The organism is Pyrodictium occultum (assembly GCF_001462395.1).
Taxonomy (GTDB): domain Archaea; phylum Thermoproteota; class Thermoprotei_A; order Sulfolobales; family Pyrodictiaceae; genus Pyrodictium; species Pyrodictium occultum.
The window spans coordinates 1,109,912-1,123,354 of sequence record NZ_LNTB01000001.1; the positions used below are offsets into that span (position 1 = coordinate 1,109,912).

Here is a 13,443-nt window from a genome sequence, read left to right on the forward strand (position 1 = left end):
CCCATGGGCTGAGCGTGCTAGAAGCCCTGGCGTTCCCCGCCTCTACGACAAGGGAACCCTATTATCCCTGGCTTTTGTCATGGGGTAGGCCAGGGTGTATATGTTTTGCCGGGCACTCTCCAGGGGAGGGATCTCCTATCCATACGCGACCTCTCGCGCGAGGAGATCCGCCTAATACTAGACACGGCTAAGCAGCTCAAGCAGCGCTACTATGCCGGCGAGCGTGTGATACCCGTACTCAAGGGTAAGACTATAGCGCTCCTCTTCGAGAAGCCCAGTACGCGAACCCGGGTCAGCATGGAGGTTGCGGCGGTCCAGCTCGGCGCCTACCCGCTGGTGCTCCGGAAGGGCGAGACCCAACTCAGCAGGGGAGAGCCCATCAAGGATACTGCTAGGGTTCTTTCGCGCTATGTTGACGCTATAGCGGCTAGGGTGTATAGCCACAAGAGCCTAGAGGAGCTGGCAGCATACTCCACAGTCCCAGTGATAAACATGCTGAGTGATCTGGAGCACCCTCTGCAGGCGCTGGCCGACGCGCTCACAATCGAGGAGCGCTTCGGCAGCGTCAAGGGCGTGAAGGTTGCCTATGTGGGTGATGGGCGCAACAACGTTGCCCACAGCCTGCTGCTCGTAGTAGCGAAGCTGGGAGGCCACATAGCTATAGCGTCCCCGCCCGGGCTGCAGCCCCGCAGCGACGTGGTGGAGGCTGCACAGGCCGCCGCGGAGGAGAGCGGGGCAACTATAGAGATCCTCGAGGACCCCAGGGAGGCCGTGCGAGGGGCTGATGTAGTATACACGGACGTATGGGTAAGCATGGGGGAGGAGGGAGAGGCCGAGCAGAGACGCAGGATGCTGAGAGGCTACCAGGTCAACGAGCAGCTCATGTCTCTAGCGTCGAGCAGGGCAGTGTTCATGCACTGCTTGCCAGCCCACCGTGGGGAGGAGGTAACGGAGGAGGTAATAGAGGGCCCCTGGAGCATTGTATGGGACCAGGCTGAGAATAGGCTGCATGTACAAAAAGCCGTGCTAGCCCTGCTACTCTCCCCCTAGCGCCCTCAAGGCCTAACCCGGCGGACTGACACGCCCAGCTCCTGAGCCGCCTTTTTAGCCTCCTCGGAGAGCCTCGGCCCAGACCCGTAGAGCACAAGCACCGGCGAGGCGTTTATCGACCTAGCCTTCTCCGAGAGAGCCTCCACAGCCTCGCGCCCGAGGATCTTGGACTCCGCCACCACGTCGACCGCCAGCACGCGGCCCTCCTTCCTGGCAACGAAGGACAGCCTGCCCTTAGCAGTGTTAAACCACATCCTGACACTGTAGCCTGCCTCAACGTACAGGCCGGCAACCCTGCCCTCTATGCCGTACTTCTCCTCGAGCTTCCTCTTCTGGAACACTATCTCCGCCAGGGTCAAGGCGTCCCTGCACCCCGGAGGAGCCGGCGCCGCGACCAGCCTTTTTATTGCTTCACAGAGAAGCGGGCCCTCCAAGGATGCCCTGGTGGCCGGCGCGGAGGCCGCCATAGGCATAGCAGGCATGCTATTCATAATAGCCGGGTGGGCTGCCTCACTCCAGGCTACACCCCCGCTACGGCTGAGCGTCCTCTACTTCATAGGAAGCCTCCTGCTCACGATCTACGCCTTTGTAATACGCGACCCTATATTCACCCTACTCAACGCCCTCGCCTCCGCACTTGCATTAGCGAATATAGCTAGAGCCTTGAAGCTGAGGGCGGAGGCAAGCCAGAGGCCGGGGGTGAAGTAGAGACATTGGCCAAAGCAGTCAGGGGCGCCGGAAAGGCCGAGAGGAGAGAGCCGCTACTCTCAAGGCTGTTCGGGAACCGGGTGTTCCTCGCGGTAGCAGCAGCGTCTATCGTGGCGCTGCTCACCATACTAGCGTTCTACATCAGGGCGCTGCCATACCAGAACTACAATCTCATCTACCATAGGGCGCTCAGCCTGGGCCCAGGCGACAAGGCCAAGTTCGCGTTTATAGACGCCAACGACCCCTGGATAGAGTACTGGCTGGCATCATACCTTAGGAGCCACGGCATAGGGTCCTGGACGAGGCTTACGACGGATAACCCGGATACGCACATATTCTGGTATCCATGGGGCAGGGACTTCAGCCACGATGAGTTCCCCTTCATCCCAGTAGTAGGGGCCTTAGCGCCCGGGGGGCTTGACACGGCAAGATGGATCTCGCTAATCCCCCCGATCTTCGGCGCGCTAATGGTACCTATAGCGTATATCTACATCAGAAGGTTCTACGGCGAGCTCGCCGGGCTTACAGCCGCGCTTCTCCTAGCAATACTCCCCGCATCATGCAGCAGGACGTTCGCCGGTTTCGTGGAGAAGACTGGTATAGCTATGCCATTCTTCATAGCCGGGCTAGCGCTCTACAGCGAGGCTCTACGCCGGCGTAGCCTGCCGGTAGCATTCGCCGCCGGCATAGCTATGGGTTTCATAGGCTTCATCTGGGGAGGCTACGCGATAGCGGCAATACTCATAGCTATTACCTCGCTCCTTGCCCCCACAGCAGTAGAGTGGAGGCATGCACCGGCTATAGCAAGAGCCGGGGTGGCGGTGGGCATAGGCTTTCTAGCAATCCTCGCAGTAGCATCAAGGTATGGGCCCGCGTCAATAAAGTATGGTGAAGCCGTACTCCTGGGCACCCTGATACCCTACATAGTGGTTGAGCTACTTGAAATAGCCGGGCGAAGAAAAGTACATGGAGTAGCATGGAGGAGGCCCGAGGCTATATACAGGATTGTAGCCATTGCACTCCTAGTGCTGGGAATTGCTGCAGCACCCGCATTAGGGGTGAGAGGTAGAGCCCTATTCGCCATGGCATGGCCTCTCCGTCTCGCCGGCGAGATCCACCTATCAAGGCTGGCGGAAACCGTGGCAGAGCACTCCTCGCCGCTCATGAGCAGGGGGCTTTTCCTCACATTCGTCCGGGAGGGCAACATAGCAGCCCTACTAGCCCCCGTGGCTTCACTCTACCTACTCTACCGGTCACTGCGGAGAAGGGAGCCAGAACACCTTCCACTCTCACTGGCAGCGCTAGGGCTCTACTACGCGGTACTGGGCATGCTCTACTTCCTCCAAGCCTCCTCGGTGGTAGGTATACTCTCGGTGGCAGCGCTTGTGGGCATGCTGGCGCCGTCAGGCCGCAGTGTCCCCAAGCGCCTGGCGCGCTCCAAGCGCTTGGAGAGGAGTAGTTACGAGCTAAGGCTAGCAGCCACGATTATACTTGTGATCATAGTTCTCGCAGCAGCCGTGGTAGGCGCCAAGACCGCCTATGCAATGATGAGAAGCCATATAGCAAGCATTACGGGGTACAGCGTCAACGTCCAGCAGTATGACTGGCTCCACATGCTCAAGGAGATAGAGAACGCTACTTCCAAGGACACCGTGATAGTGGCCTGGTGGGATTACGGGTACTGGATTAGCGTGGGTGCTCACCGTCCAACGCTGGCAGACGGAGCCACTACAAACGCCACACAGATAAGACTGCTAGCCGAGTTCTTCACCTCAACGAGTGAAGACGAGGCAGTCAATATACTCAAGGCGCTCCACCTCAAGCCCGGCAAGACCCTGATATTCGTGCACGACAACGCGCTGTACGATCCTGCAACAGGGTCCCTGGTATACAGTATTGATGCAAGGCTGCCCTCCATAGATATAGCAAAGTCGTGGGCCATGCTTCATATAGCTGGGAAGGATGAACAAGGCTTCGAAGTAGGCAATAGCAAGTATAGACAGACGCTCATATATAAAATGTTCGCTAGTGCACCCTACCATTTCGATAAGGTGGGCGAGATATACCCACAAAACCTCATACATGTGAAGGGCAAGCGCATAACTAGCGTAGAGCTGTTTGGAGAGAAAACCAGCCCCTACAGCTTCAAGCACTTCAAACCCTACCGAGTAATACTCGGCTTATACATGGATAGCCGGGGGAGGCCGCTAGCCTTCGCTGCAGGCGGCCACACGTACTACTTTGTACAAGTGCTGATACTCTACGAGTGGGCCGGCTAGTGCCCCAGGGCTTTTCTTTCCCACACATACGCCTTCAACCCACGCGATGGAGGCGCTGGGCTAAGAAGCCCGGAAGGGGCCCGAAGAGTGCACTTAGGGCTGCCTGGGGGCTCGAAGCATCATGCTGTTCAGGCGGCGTAAATCCTCCTCTCCGAGGATAAAGCTTCTCGAGCTCGCTGTCGCCACGCGCTACGCAGTATCCAGGCTTGGGCTGCTAGCCGCCAGGCTCAGGAGTAGCTATGAGAGGACCCACGACAGGTCCCTCCTTACTATGCTGCGTAGCATTCTCCGCCTGCAGGCGGTGCTGGAGGTTCTCTCAGTCCGGCTGGAGACTATGGCTGATATAGGTGCTTTCAGCGCAGAAGATCTCTCCATAATACGGCGGGTTATCGGCGAGGCTAGGCAAGCCTACGGGATGGTGGCCCCCGGGGTTGCTAGCATGCTTAGCGACCTCGAGAACATGGTGTCCTCGATAGCCTCTATTACTGGCATGGAGCTCCCGCTAGCGGAGAGCCCCACTGTAAATGAGCATGTGAAGAGGATAATGGAGGAGGCCGCGGTAGTCGCCGAACAGAGGCTCTCCGAGATTGTCGAGAAGCCGGCGTAACTCCCCAGGGACTGGAGCCTGTTATTAGGGTTGTAGTGCATGCTCCCGGTACTGGGATAGCCCACGCCTTGTACGTAGAGGACACGGTCAGGAAGCGTATTATAAGGCTGCTCATGGAGAGCCGTGGGCCTCTCACCGCCAGGGAGATAGCGGAGCTTGTAGGCCTGGACCCAGTCACGGGGGAGCGTGAGGTATACGAGCATCTAAGGCATATCGCCAAGACCCTCCGCCGCGCCTATGGCGGCAGGGCTGTGCTCTACATGATTCCTCCTAGGTGCAGGGACTGCGGCTACGTGTTCCGGGACCTGAGAGAGCCCAGGAAGCCTAGCCGCTGTCCTAGGTGCAGGAGCCAGCGCATAGAGCCGCCAAGGTTCTATATAGAGGTGGACTGATGGCTGTGAATCCCCCGGGGGCCCTGCCGTGGCAGTGACCGTGGTCTTCCATCTACGCGCTGAGAGGAAGGTTAAACGCGTGGTCTACGATGATCACGGTAGAAGGGTGTCCGAAGACGTGTTTGACGGCATTAAGACAGTTGTCATAGACGGTTCCAGGGCTAGGCTGCCCGCGGGAATCCACGGAGGCATAGCAGTGTACGTGATCGATGGCGAGACAAAGGCTTCTAAGCAGGGAGCACTGCTTGTAATAGCCCCGGCTTACAGGGGATGAAACCTTGCTTAATGTCAGGATGGAGAGGAGCAAGAGCCGTAGCGGTAAGCATGCTGCTAGGAGCCTCGCCCTCCTGGTATCAGAGGACGGCCAGATAGTAGAGCCGAGGCCCCGCATGGTGAGGGAGGAGAGGCCGCTCTACAGTAGGGGCTCGGCCTACATAGCCTCGGTGGCTGTGCCGCCTGGCTGGTACCTCGTCTACATCTACCTCGTGAAGAACCTAAGGGGCCACGTGAAGGGCTACATAGAGGTCTACTCCCATGACGCCCAGCTCTTATACCGCGCGGTGTACCGCCGGCTCAAACTCCGGTACAGCCGGGGCGACCCACGCTACGCCTGGATAGTGCAGGGGGTGGTCGACTACCTACGGCTTCCCGTCAAGAACATGAATCTAGGCGGCGAGGCATCTTAACGCCCCTGGAACCCTGTAGATGACGCGCGGCCGATGACCGGGGCCTCAGGCTAACCCCAGATAGGGCTCTAGGGGGATGTAGACTTCACGGACCGGGGGAGGCCGCTCCTTGGCTTACGTGCGTAGAAGGCTTGTGGAGAGGAAGCTTAAGGAGATGCTTCTGCGCAGGGCCCGCGAGGCGGGCATGGAGCCAGCACAGCTTGCCAGCTGGCTCTACGAGGCAGCCGGCATACGCGCCCAGCCCAGCTGGAGGGATCTCGAACGGAAGATCCTCTACAACGACGATGTAACAGCTCAGGAGCTTGCAGCGTACCTACTCTCCGAGGGCATTAAGGTAGATGAGAAGGAGTGGATAAGAGTAGTTAAGAGCCATAGCGTCGGCATCGAGGTTCCAAGGCTCCCCTCAGGGGAGGAGGATGTGTAGAGAGGCTAGGGAGCTGTCCGCGAGCCTAAGCAGCTGGGACCCACAGACACTCCTGGATGCGCTGTCGGCGCTCCTCCTTATAGCTGACGAGGAGCCCATAGGGAGGCCTAGTATATCACGTATACTAGGTATCGGCGACAAACGCGCTAGAAACATTGTAGCGAAGCTGAGAGAAGCTGGGCTCGTCGATGTGAGCCGGGCTGGGGCTCGGCTGACGGGGGAGGCCTGGAGGCTGCTCCGGGGCATCCGGTGTCTATGGAGGAATGGCTTCACCATAGCTGTAGTCCCCTGTAGCGACGTTAGCCGCGAGCATGTAGAGAGGTCTGTAATCCCCTTAAGGGATGCAATAGTGATAACGCTCTCCGAGCCCCGCATCCTCGACGTCGTAGGCTGGGTGGACGAGAAGGGCCTCCTACTGCCAAGGCTTGAGGGGGAGTTGGCTGAACACTACCGGAGGCTAATAGGGGGGCTCCGGTGCGGCGAGGCCCCGCGCTGCCTCATAGGGGTTTTTCACGGCAGCGCCGCTCCCTGCTACCGCTGCTGCGCGAGCCTGCTGCACGCGGCCTCGACGCTGTAGAGGTTGTCGCGTACTATATCCTGCAGCCTACTAACACCGTCAATACTGTCTATGATATCCGGGACGGGCTCGGGTACAAGCCTCCTCCACGACTCGTCGCCCCGAAGCATTAGGCAGCGGATGTATTCTCCGCACCAGACATGCCGGTTCACAAGAGGCGGAGCTATAGCCTTCACGCCCGCGTCGCGAAACGCCCTATTAACAGCCGGGTTAGCCGTAGCCACCGCGTCCACAGGCGGCACGTATCCTAAGACGAAGCCGGCGTTACCACTATACACTGTTAGCGTCTGTATAGTGGCGGTGATTATCCTGCCTAGGTCCACCCCGGCTCTACGCAGCGCCTCCCGTATCATAAGCAGCCTCTCCCCCGCCGTGAAGGGGTTGCGCCAGGTATGACTCTCATCAGCCATGCCCACAAGCACGACCACCTCGTCGTAGCGTTCAAGCAGCCAGTTTACCGCGGCCAGGTGGCCGCGGTGGAATGGCTGGAATCTCCCGAAGAACAGCACGCGCCTACCCTTCCCGATAACGTCGCCACCGGCCATAAACAGCCCCCTATGAGTATCTCTGGCCCCGCAAGAAAGCATGGGGCGCCAAGCTCCAGGGTGGCGGCCGGTGAGGCGTAAGCTGTGCTTTGTAGTTAACCCCCTGGCAGGCATAGGCGGGCCACTAGCCCTCAAGGGCAGCGACGGCGAGGCCGGTATAGCCGCCCTGAAGCGCGGAGCCCAGCTGGTCTCCCCCGGGAAGGCTGTAAGGTTCCTCTCCAGGCTACGCTTCCTCGGGCTCAGCGAGAGGCTCGAGATTATCACCGCCGGAGGCCTCATGGGGGAGGAGGAGGCCAGGGAAGCCGGCGTAAAGGCTAGAACGGTTTACCAGCCGGGAGACTGGCCCACGAGCCGCAGGGACACCGTGGAGACTGTGAAGCGGTGCCTGAGGGAGGGTGCGGAGATAGTAGTGTTCACCGGGGGAGACGGGACTGCGAGAGACGTGCTGGACGCTCTAGGCGACGCCGTGGAGAGGGTTCCTGTTCTCGGCGTACCAGCGGGAGTCAAGATGTACAGCTCGGTGTACGCCGAGAACCCTGAAGCCGCCGCGGATGTGCTCCGGGACTGGCTGGCGAGAAGGAGCCTCTGCGACGCCGAGGTGCTCGACATAGACGAGGATGCCTTCCGCCGCGGCGAGCTGAGGACCAGGCTCTACGGCATAGCGAAGACCCCCTGCAGCCCCAGGATGGTGGGGGCCAGTAAGCAGCCCTCCCAGAGCACACCCGAGGAGGAGGAGAACAAGAGGGCCATAGCCAGGTACCTGGCCGAGAGCATGGAGCCCTGCACGCTCTACATACTCGGCCCCGGCTCCACGGTCAAGGCGCTGGCCGACGAGATAGGTGTAGAGAAGACTCTCCTGGGGGTGGACGTGGTGCACAACCAGAGGCTCCTCGCCCGCGACGTCGACGAGGAAGCCCTCTACCGGCTGGTGGAGAAGCATATCGAGAAGGGGGGCAGGGTGAAGCTCATAGTTACGCCGATAGGCGGGCAGGGCTACATACTTGGCAGGGGGAACCAGCAGATATCGCCCCGGATACTGAGGCTGGTAGGCAAGGACGGGTTGATCGTTGTAGCTACGAGGGGCAAGATGCAGAGGCTGAGAAAGCTTAGAGTGGACACCGGGGACCCCGAGGTTGATGCCGCGCTGCGTGGATACGTCAGAGTAGTTATAGACTACGGAGAGGAGCTTGTGGCACGCGTAGAGTGAGAAGTGTTCCCCGGGCGCACTCCCCGGCGGGGTGTAGGTTGGATGGCGCTAACCGTGAGGGATAGGCCCATATATACTGATGAGTGGAAGGCCCTGCTTGTGGCAGTGTTCTCAGTAGCCTTCGGGTTCGCGGGGATAGGGCTGCTCAACGTAGCGTACCACCCCCTGGGCTTCAGCGGCGGAGTGCTGGCCGGGGCGCTAGTAGGCTTCCTAGCCCATGAGCTCGCTCACCGGGAGACCGCGCGCCGGCAGGGCTGCATAGCCGGCTTCGTGCTGTCCCAGTTCGGGCTAGCGCTTACGCTCGCCTCCGGCGTGCTTAGAAGCATAGGGGTGCCCTTCGCGATACTCTCTCCAGGCTACGTGTCGATATACTGTAGCGGCTTCGCGCGCGACGACTACGTGGCCGCTGCAGGCCCCGCCGCGAACGTGGCCCTCGCCGCTGCCGCCTGGATCGCGGCAAGGCTGGCCGGCTACACCTGGGCCTACCCCTTCCTCGTAGGCTTTGCTGCTATGAACGCGTGGCTGGCGTTCTTCAACCTGCTACCCTTCAGCCCGCTTGATGGCTCAAAGATCGTGCAGAGGAGCCCGCTGGCCTGGCTAGTACTCATAGCTCTGGCAAGCGTGTTCGCGTTCACAAATCCCTAGCTCTCCGCCAGCGTGTAGTAGGCTCTCTTCCTCCTCCTGCCCCTGCTCTGCAGCTTAACCACTCTTATCCCGGGTATCTCGCACGTGTTTCTCACGTGGGGCCCGCCGTCAGCCTGTATGTCTATGCCCGGGATCTCGACTATTCTAAGCTTCTCTACGTCCGGCGGCATCTTATCAGCCAGCTTCACTATACCGGGTATCCTCATCGCCTCCTCGCGGGGGAGCCAGTAGATCTTCACCTCTATACAGCGCTTCAGAATCCTGTTAGTCTCCTCCACGGCCTCCATTATAGCATTCTTCCAGTCGTCAACGGCTATCTCGAAATCGTCGCGGGCCATATCCGGGGCTATATGGCCCCCGGTCACCCGGGCACCATACCGCTCGTAGAGCACAGCCGCCAGTACATGGCTAGCCGTGTGGAGCTGCATCATCCTGTAGCGCCGCTCCCAGTCGATAACGCCGTGCACCCTCATCCCGGGCTGCAGCCTCTCCGCACCCTCCTCCACTATGTGCGCCACTTCATCGCCCTCAGCAAGGGTGTCCACCACACGGAGCGTGGTGCCGTCTGGGAGCACTAGCTTGCCCGTATCAGCGTCGAGGCCGCCGCTTGGCCTGGGGTGGAAGGCTGTAGCGTCGAGGTACACCCTGTTCCCGTCGACACGGGTAACCGTGGCGTCGAACTCCTTTAGGTAGCTATCCTCCTGGAAGAGCAGCCTGGTCGCCATAGAGCCGGCACCTCCCGGGCGCGCTCTCTGCACAGGGCCTGGGGTGGGGGAGAGCGCCCCAGCCCCCGCCCTAATAGAGTGCCCCTGCACCCGGGGGTGCTACGGAGCCAGGATCTCGGCCAGCTGGCCGATGTGCGTGGAGAGGTCCGCAGGGCTCTCCACTATAGGGGTCTCAAGGGCTAGCAGGGGCTTTGAGAGCAGGGGGAGCAGGGAGTCCACCCGCGTGGCGCCCCCCAGGGCCTCATAGACCAGCCTCAGCTTGTCGCCGCTGTAGAGTAGAAGCCTCGAGGGCGCAGCGACAATGAAGAAGTCTACATGGCTTACCAGGCTCCTGTAGGGCGTAGCAGCGTTGTTGAACGACTCCACCAGTAGTATGTCGCTCCGGCCTCAAGCCTGGCCCTGCACTCCTCCAGCAGTTCCTCAGCCTTAGGGCCTGCTAGCCAGTCTAGCAGCCAGCCAGGCTCAGAGGGCTCCGCCCCGAGGCGAGCTGCCAGCCTCTCAACCTCGCTCCGGAGAGTGCCGGTGAGCCTCGCCAGGCTATTGGGGAAGACATAGTGTCGTGCAGCGCCCCGCCCGCAGTCCTGGACCCGCGCCAACACCAGCATAGACCTTGTATCGGAGATTGCTGCGAGATACTGCGAGGGCCCCTTGAAGGCCAGGGGGTCAGGATAGGCCAGGGCCAGCGCCACAGGGTTTGAGACGCCGGGGTCGACGCCTTCGAGGTACCTCAGGTAGGTGTAGACATCGTTCCCCAGGAGAAGCCCGCGATCATAGCTCGATCTAAGCGCGTGGGGCGAGCCCCAGAGGTTGTGGCCCGCCACGGGCTTGAATATTGCCACGCGGGGCCCCTTCTCAGCCAGAGCCCTGGCCAGGGCTACCACTGTCCAGGTCTTGCCGGAGTCGTGCTCAAGGAGCCCTGATACTAGCACCCTCAACACCATAGCCCTTCAGCCCCGCCAGGGCTCTTGGAAGCCCCATGGTATTACTAGCCCGGGAGCTAGGCTTCATACCAGTTACCCACACATCCCTAAAGGGGCGGTACGCGGCATGGATGAGCGCGGGCGAGAGCAACTGGAGTGGGTCAAAGAAGCTGCGAAGAGGCTGGCCCAGAGGCAGAGGGGAGGAGGGGGCCCGCGGAGCAAGCTCGTGGAGGCGATAGCTGTACTACTGCTAGCGAGGCCTATGAGGGCCGCCGAGATAGCCCAGGTGGTGGGCAAGCCTACCAGGTATGTTAGCAGCTACCTGAGCTACTGGAGGACGCGGGGCCTCTTCGACTACGAAAACGGGTTCTGGGTGCTCACCCCGCAGGGGGAGGATTACGCCAAGAGCATACTAGAGAGGGAGATGAACAGCCGCATAGCCCAGTACGCCGCACTAGCAAGACAGATACTATCGGGTAGCAATACACAGGTTAGTCAGGCAGCAAACAACAATGGAGCGGGCGGCGCGGGCGAGCAGTCAGGCAGAGTCCAGCCGTTCATTGCCACTCATACCATTAATCTCGACAAGAAACAGCAGGAGAGGATCCTCGCAGCCTGCATACGGGCACTGCTCGAGGAGCTCGAGATAGGGGAGGATGAGCGCCAGGTACTGGAGACCCTGCTAGACCACTACCGCAGATGGGGGATGACCTACATGTACCTAGACCAGCTGGAGAAGGAGCTAGAGGCTGACAGGGTATGGCTTGTCGGAGTGCTCCGCGGCCTCCAGACGAAGGGCCTCGTGTACCTCTACAGCGACCGGAGACTCGGCATGAGGATAGGGCTATCAAAGAGGGTTAAGGGCGCCATTGCGGCCTGCACGCGCACAGCCCTGGGGAGGGTATAGTCTCCACCCCTACGCTCCCCCTGGAACATGGGTATTCTTGCGCCAGGGATTACCGCCCCGGGACCGTGCGGTATACATGAATAATGGTAGAGGAGGACATCATGCTTTGATATACTCCTGGTTTATGTTACCCAGCATTACCTCTAATAGATGCCAATACATGGTTTATACAAACCAGCAAAACTCTACAAGATAAAATAGAGGCACCATAGATGCTAGGAGCAGGCTAGGCGCGGTCAACAGAGTTTACAGCATACATGAGTAGATTGCAGGAGCCAAGGCCGCTATTGATAAGATATGAGCCGATGCTCCGAGCGCCGCCCTGGCGCTCTCTACAGGCTCGCTATAGCAGGGAGTAGGGAGCCCCCCGGGGCAGGGTGCTCTGCCACCCCTGAGGCCTGGCCTGGTTGTAGTCGTGGTTAGTAGGGTCCCAGGCGTGCCGGCAGGCCTTGGAGCATTGCCGCCTGTTAGAGGCCGAACGCCCCCTCCGGTTGCGGAGCTTCATGCCCAGGCAGCTGAGGCAGCCGCCGCCCACTTCAAGCCACTTACACCCCACCTCTGTATGCCCGCTGACTTCGAGGGCGTGCTCTACATACTCGTAGATGAGGCTGGATACAGCCCTCTCACCCACCCGCAACTCAGCAGGGTCACGAGGGCGGGGAGGCCGGGGTCGAGGGTGGAGCGCTACCACATCTGGCTCTCAACGCATCTCAACAGCCTGTGGAGGAGGCTGAACTGGGGGTCAAAGTATACGTCTACATAGAGATCCCCGAGGAAGCTGCAACGGGGAGGAGGGGGAGGCCTGTTGAGAGGGCTGGGCAGGAGGGTTAACAGGCGTTTGCCATCACCGGCGCCGCGGGTGATTCGTACCGACTGGGTCGGTTAATCTTACTGACGGTGTCGGCACGATTCACCGGCACGGTCGGTGAATGCCCGTCAGACAAACGTGCGACACCCGTCGCATAGGCGTCAGACGCCCGTAAGACGCCGTCTTACGCCCGTTATACGGTCGGAGTGTTGGGGTGGGCAAAAATGCCCACCGCCTTTCAATTCTATCTGTTAGATCCTTTTGAGCAGTTATGGGCAATTTTGCCCGCCCTGACCCCTGTAGGTGGTTCTGAATCGAGGCTTGACTGCTTCCGCCCTGACGCCCCCGGGCCCTCGCCACCACGTCTACCAGCCTTGAGACGTCCCTCGAGGAGACCCCTCCCCCCTCTTTCACCACAGTTTCAGTGTCTTTTGGATTCTTCGCTCTCCATTGCATAGAATTGAAAGTTTAGCGCTAAACTTAGCGTGCTAAGGAATGCTAAGGAATGTTGCAGAACCAGCGCCCTCCATGGCCTCCCACCGCCCCTAGGGGCTAGGGGGGCTTGTAGCTCCAGCAACTCCTCCTCGAGCGGCCGCTCGAGAGGCCTGCCTGGGGGCAGCGCTGGGCCTGGCCTGCGGGACTTGAAATTTAACATGAAATTTAACATCCCTGAAATTTAACATTATTAAATCAACAAGAATATCTTTTAGATACTCAAGAATCTCTTCATTGAGAATGAGCATCATGCCAAGGTATCTATTAGAAATCCTCTCGGCTATCACGGTCTGAGGGGGTCTGAGGGGCTGGGCCGGGGCTCGGGGGCGCCGCGCTATAGTGTACGCCCCGGAGCATCTGGGAGCATCTGGGAGGAGTCCGGGACTCCGGTGTTTGTTAGCGTGTTTGCCTGTGCTTCTCTGTTTAACGTCCATGTTTATTGACTATCGTTCTAGGGTATGCGTCCGC

General features: G+C 59.9%; 19 protein-coding genes. 13 read left to right on the forward strand and 6 right to left on the reverse strand.

What is annotated here, in order from left to right:
- Positions 1-105: 105 nt before the first annotated feature.
- A complete protein-coding gene (gene argF / locus CF15_RS05815) occupies positions 106-1,050 on the forward strand; it encodes an ornithine carbamoyltransferase (protein WP_058370945.1) in 945 nt (314 codons plus the stop codon).
- A gap of 5 nt (positions 1,051-1,055) precedes the next feature.
- On the opposite strand, the gene CF15_RS05820 is transcribed toward argF, so the two are convergent.
- Positions 1,056-1,409, reverse strand: a complete 354-nt coding sequence (locus CF15_RS05820) for a hypothetical protein (RefSeq protein WP_058370946.1) — start codon at positions 1,407-1,409, stop codon at positions 1,056-1,058.
- An 85-nt stretch (positions 1,410-1,494) separates the two neighbouring features.
- Here CF15_RS05820 and CF15_RS05825 point away from each other — a divergent pair, with 85 nt between their 5' ends.
- The 8 genes from CF15_RS05825 (at position 1,495) to CF15_RS05860 (ending at position 6,723) form a co-directional block, all read left to right on the forward strand.
- The gene (locus tag CF15_RS05825; RefSeq protein ID WP_201783090.1) at positions 1,495-1,758 is read left to right on the forward strand and encodes a hypothetical protein; all 264 of its coding nucleotides are present in this window, start codon (positions 1,495-1,497) and stop codon (positions 1,756-1,758) included.
- 5 nt (positions 1,759-1,763) lie between these two features.
- The gene (locus CF15_RS05830) at positions 1,764-4,037 is read left to right on the forward strand and encodes an STT3 domain-containing protein (RefSeq protein WP_058370947.1); all 2,274 of its coding nucleotides are present in this window, start codon (positions 1,764-1,766) and stop codon (positions 4,035-4,037) included.
- Between the two features lie 121 nt (positions 4,038-4,158).
- Positions 4,159-4,644 (forward strand): hypothetical protein, encoded by a 486-nt coding sequence (locus CF15_RS05835; RefSeq protein WP_058370948.1) that lies wholly within the window; start codon positions 4,159-4,161, stop codon positions 4,642-4,644.
- A gap of 68 nt (positions 4,645-4,712) precedes the next feature.
- Positions 4,713-5,036 carry a transcriptional regulator gene (locus tag CF15_RS05840; RefSeq protein ID WP_168371308.1) on the forward strand — a complete coding sequence of 108 codons (324 nt, stop codon included), beginning with the start codon at positions 4,713-4,715 and terminating at the stop codon, positions 5,034-5,036.
- A gap of 34 nt (positions 5,037-5,070) precedes the next feature.
- On the forward strand, positions 5,071-5,310 hold the full coding sequence (locus CF15_RS05845; RefSeq protein ID WP_168371309.1) for a hypothetical protein: 240 nt from the start codon (positions 5,071-5,073) through the stop codon (positions 5,308-5,310).
- A 4-nt stretch (positions 5,311-5,314) separates the two neighbouring features.
- On the forward strand, positions 5,315-5,722 hold the full coding sequence (locus CF15_RS05850) for a hypothetical protein (protein ID WP_058370950.1): 408 nt from the start codon (positions 5,315-5,317) through the stop codon (positions 5,720-5,722).
- A gap of 109 nt (positions 5,723-5,831) precedes the next feature.
- Positions 5,832-6,146: a hypothetical protein gene (locus CF15_RS05855; protein WP_058370951.1), complete on the forward strand. Its 315-nt coding sequence runs from the start codon at positions 5,832-5,834 to the stop codon at positions 6,144-6,146.
- Positions 6,139-6,723: a hypothetical protein gene (locus CF15_RS05860; protein ID WP_058370952.1), complete on the forward strand. Its 585-nt coding sequence runs from the start codon at positions 6,139-6,141 to the stop codon at positions 6,721-6,723. The genes CF15_RS05855 and CF15_RS05860 overlap by 8 nt, the downstream gene beginning before the upstream one ends.
- Here the strand turns inward: CF15_RS05860 and CF15_RS05865 are convergent.
- A complete protein-coding gene (locus CF15_RS05865) occupies positions 6,678-7,268 on the reverse strand; it encodes a nicotinamide-nucleotide adenylyltransferase (protein ID WP_058370953.1) in 591 nt (196 codons plus the stop codon). The two genes, CF15_RS05860 and CF15_RS05865, sit on opposite strands and share 46 nt — an antisense overlap.
- A 70-nt stretch (positions 7,269-7,338) precedes the next feature.
- Here CF15_RS05865 and CF15_RS05870 point away from each other — a divergent pair, with 70 nt between their 5' ends.
- Both CF15_RS05870 and CF15_RS05875 read left to right on the forward strand, forming a co-directional pair.
- The gene (locus CF15_RS05870) at positions 7,339-8,475 is read left to right on the forward strand and encodes an ATP-NAD kinase family protein (protein ID WP_236698156.1); all 1,137 of its coding nucleotides are present in this window, start codon (positions 7,339-7,341) and stop codon (positions 8,473-8,475) included.
- A 42-nt stretch (positions 8,476-8,517) separates the two neighbouring features.
- Positions 8,518-9,120, forward strand: a complete 603-nt coding sequence (locus tag CF15_RS05875) for a zinc metalloprotease (protein ID WP_058370955.1) — start codon at positions 8,518-8,520, stop codon at positions 9,118-9,120.
- On the opposite strand, the gene alaXM is transcribed toward CF15_RS05875, so the two are convergent.
- From alaXM to CF15_RS05890, 3 genes are all read right to left on the reverse strand, one after another.
- Complete coding sequence (alaXM, locus tag CF15_RS05880) at positions 9,117-9,845, reverse strand: alanyl-tRNA editing protein AlaXM (protein WP_058370956.1); 729 nt, start codon at positions 9,843-9,845, stop codon at positions 9,117-9,119. The genes CF15_RS05875 and alaXM overlap by 4 nt on opposite strands.
- Positions 9,846-9,944: 99 nt before the next feature.
- Positions 9,945-10,211, reverse strand: a complete 267-nt coding sequence (locus CF15_RS05885; RefSeq protein WP_058370957.1) for a hypothetical protein — start codon at positions 10,209-10,211, stop codon at positions 9,945-9,947.
- Positions 10,166-10,786, reverse strand: a complete 621-nt coding sequence (locus CF15_RS05890) for a hypothetical protein (RefSeq protein ID WP_058370958.1) — start codon at positions 10,784-10,786, stop codon at positions 10,166-10,168. Before CF15_RS05890 ends, CF15_RS05885 begins: the two co-directional genes overlap by 46 nt.
- Before the next feature lie 106 nt (positions 10,787-10,892).
- Between CF15_RS05890 and CF15_RS05895 the strand changes: the two genes are divergently transcribed.
- Together CF15_RS05895 and CF15_RS08925 are read left to right on the forward strand one after the other, a co-directional pair.
- Complete coding sequence (locus tag CF15_RS05895; protein ID WP_058370959.1) at positions 10,893-11,672, forward strand: hypothetical protein; 780 nt, start codon at positions 10,893-10,895, stop codon at positions 11,670-11,672.
- A 562-nt stretch (positions 11,673-12,234) separates the two neighbouring features.
- The gene (locus CF15_RS08925) at positions 12,235-12,435 is read left to right on the forward strand and encodes a hypothetical protein (RefSeq protein ID WP_168371310.1); all 201 of its coding nucleotides are present in this window, start codon (positions 12,235-12,237) and stop codon (positions 12,433-12,435) included.
- A 590-nt stretch (positions 12,436-13,025) separates the two neighbouring features.
- On the opposite strand, the gene CF15_RS08930 is transcribed toward CF15_RS08925, so the two are convergent.
- On the reverse strand, positions 13,026-13,262 hold the full coding sequence (locus CF15_RS08930) for a hypothetical protein (protein WP_168371311.1): 237 nt from the start codon (positions 13,260-13,262) through the stop codon (positions 13,026-13,028).
- Positions 13,263-13,443: the final 181 nt, after the last annotated feature.

What these genes read in the sequence shown, in the direction of transcription:
- CF15_RS05835 (WP_058370948.1), top strand. Translation starts at nt 4,159, where the DNA reads ATGCTGTTCAGGCGGCGTAAATCCTCCTCTCCGAGGATAAAGCTTCTC.
- CF15_RS05860 (WP_058370952.1), top strand. Translation starts at nt 6,139, where the DNA reads ATGTGTAGAGAGGCTAGGGAGCTGTCCGCGAGCCTAAGCAGCTGGGAC.
- CF15_RS05865 (WP_058370953.1), bottom strand. Translation starts at nt 7,268, where the DNA reads ATGGCCGGTGGCGACGTTATCGGGAAGGGTAGGCGCGTGCTGTTCTTC.
- CF15_RS05875 (WP_058370955.1), top strand. Translation starts at nt 8,518, where the DNA reads ATGGCGCTAACCGTGAGGGATAGGCCCATATATACTGATGAGTGGAAG.
- alaXM (WP_058370956.1), bottom strand. Translation starts at nt 9,845, where the DNA reads ATGGCGACCAGGCTGCTCTTCCAGGAGGATAGCTACCTAAAGGAGTTC.
- CF15_RS05890 (WP_058370958.1), bottom strand. Translation starts at nt 10,786, where the DNA reads ATGGTGTTGAGGGTGCTAGTATCAGGGCTCCTTGAGCACGACTCCGGC.
- CF15_RS05895 (WP_058370959.1), top strand. Translation starts at nt 10,893, where the DNA reads ATGGATGAGCGCGGGCGAGAGCAACTGGAGTGGGTCAAAGAAGCTGCG.
- CF15_RS08925 (WP_168371310.1), top strand. Translation starts at nt 12,235, where the DNA reads ATGCCCGCTGACTTCGAGGGCGTGCTCTACATACTCGTAGATGAGGCT.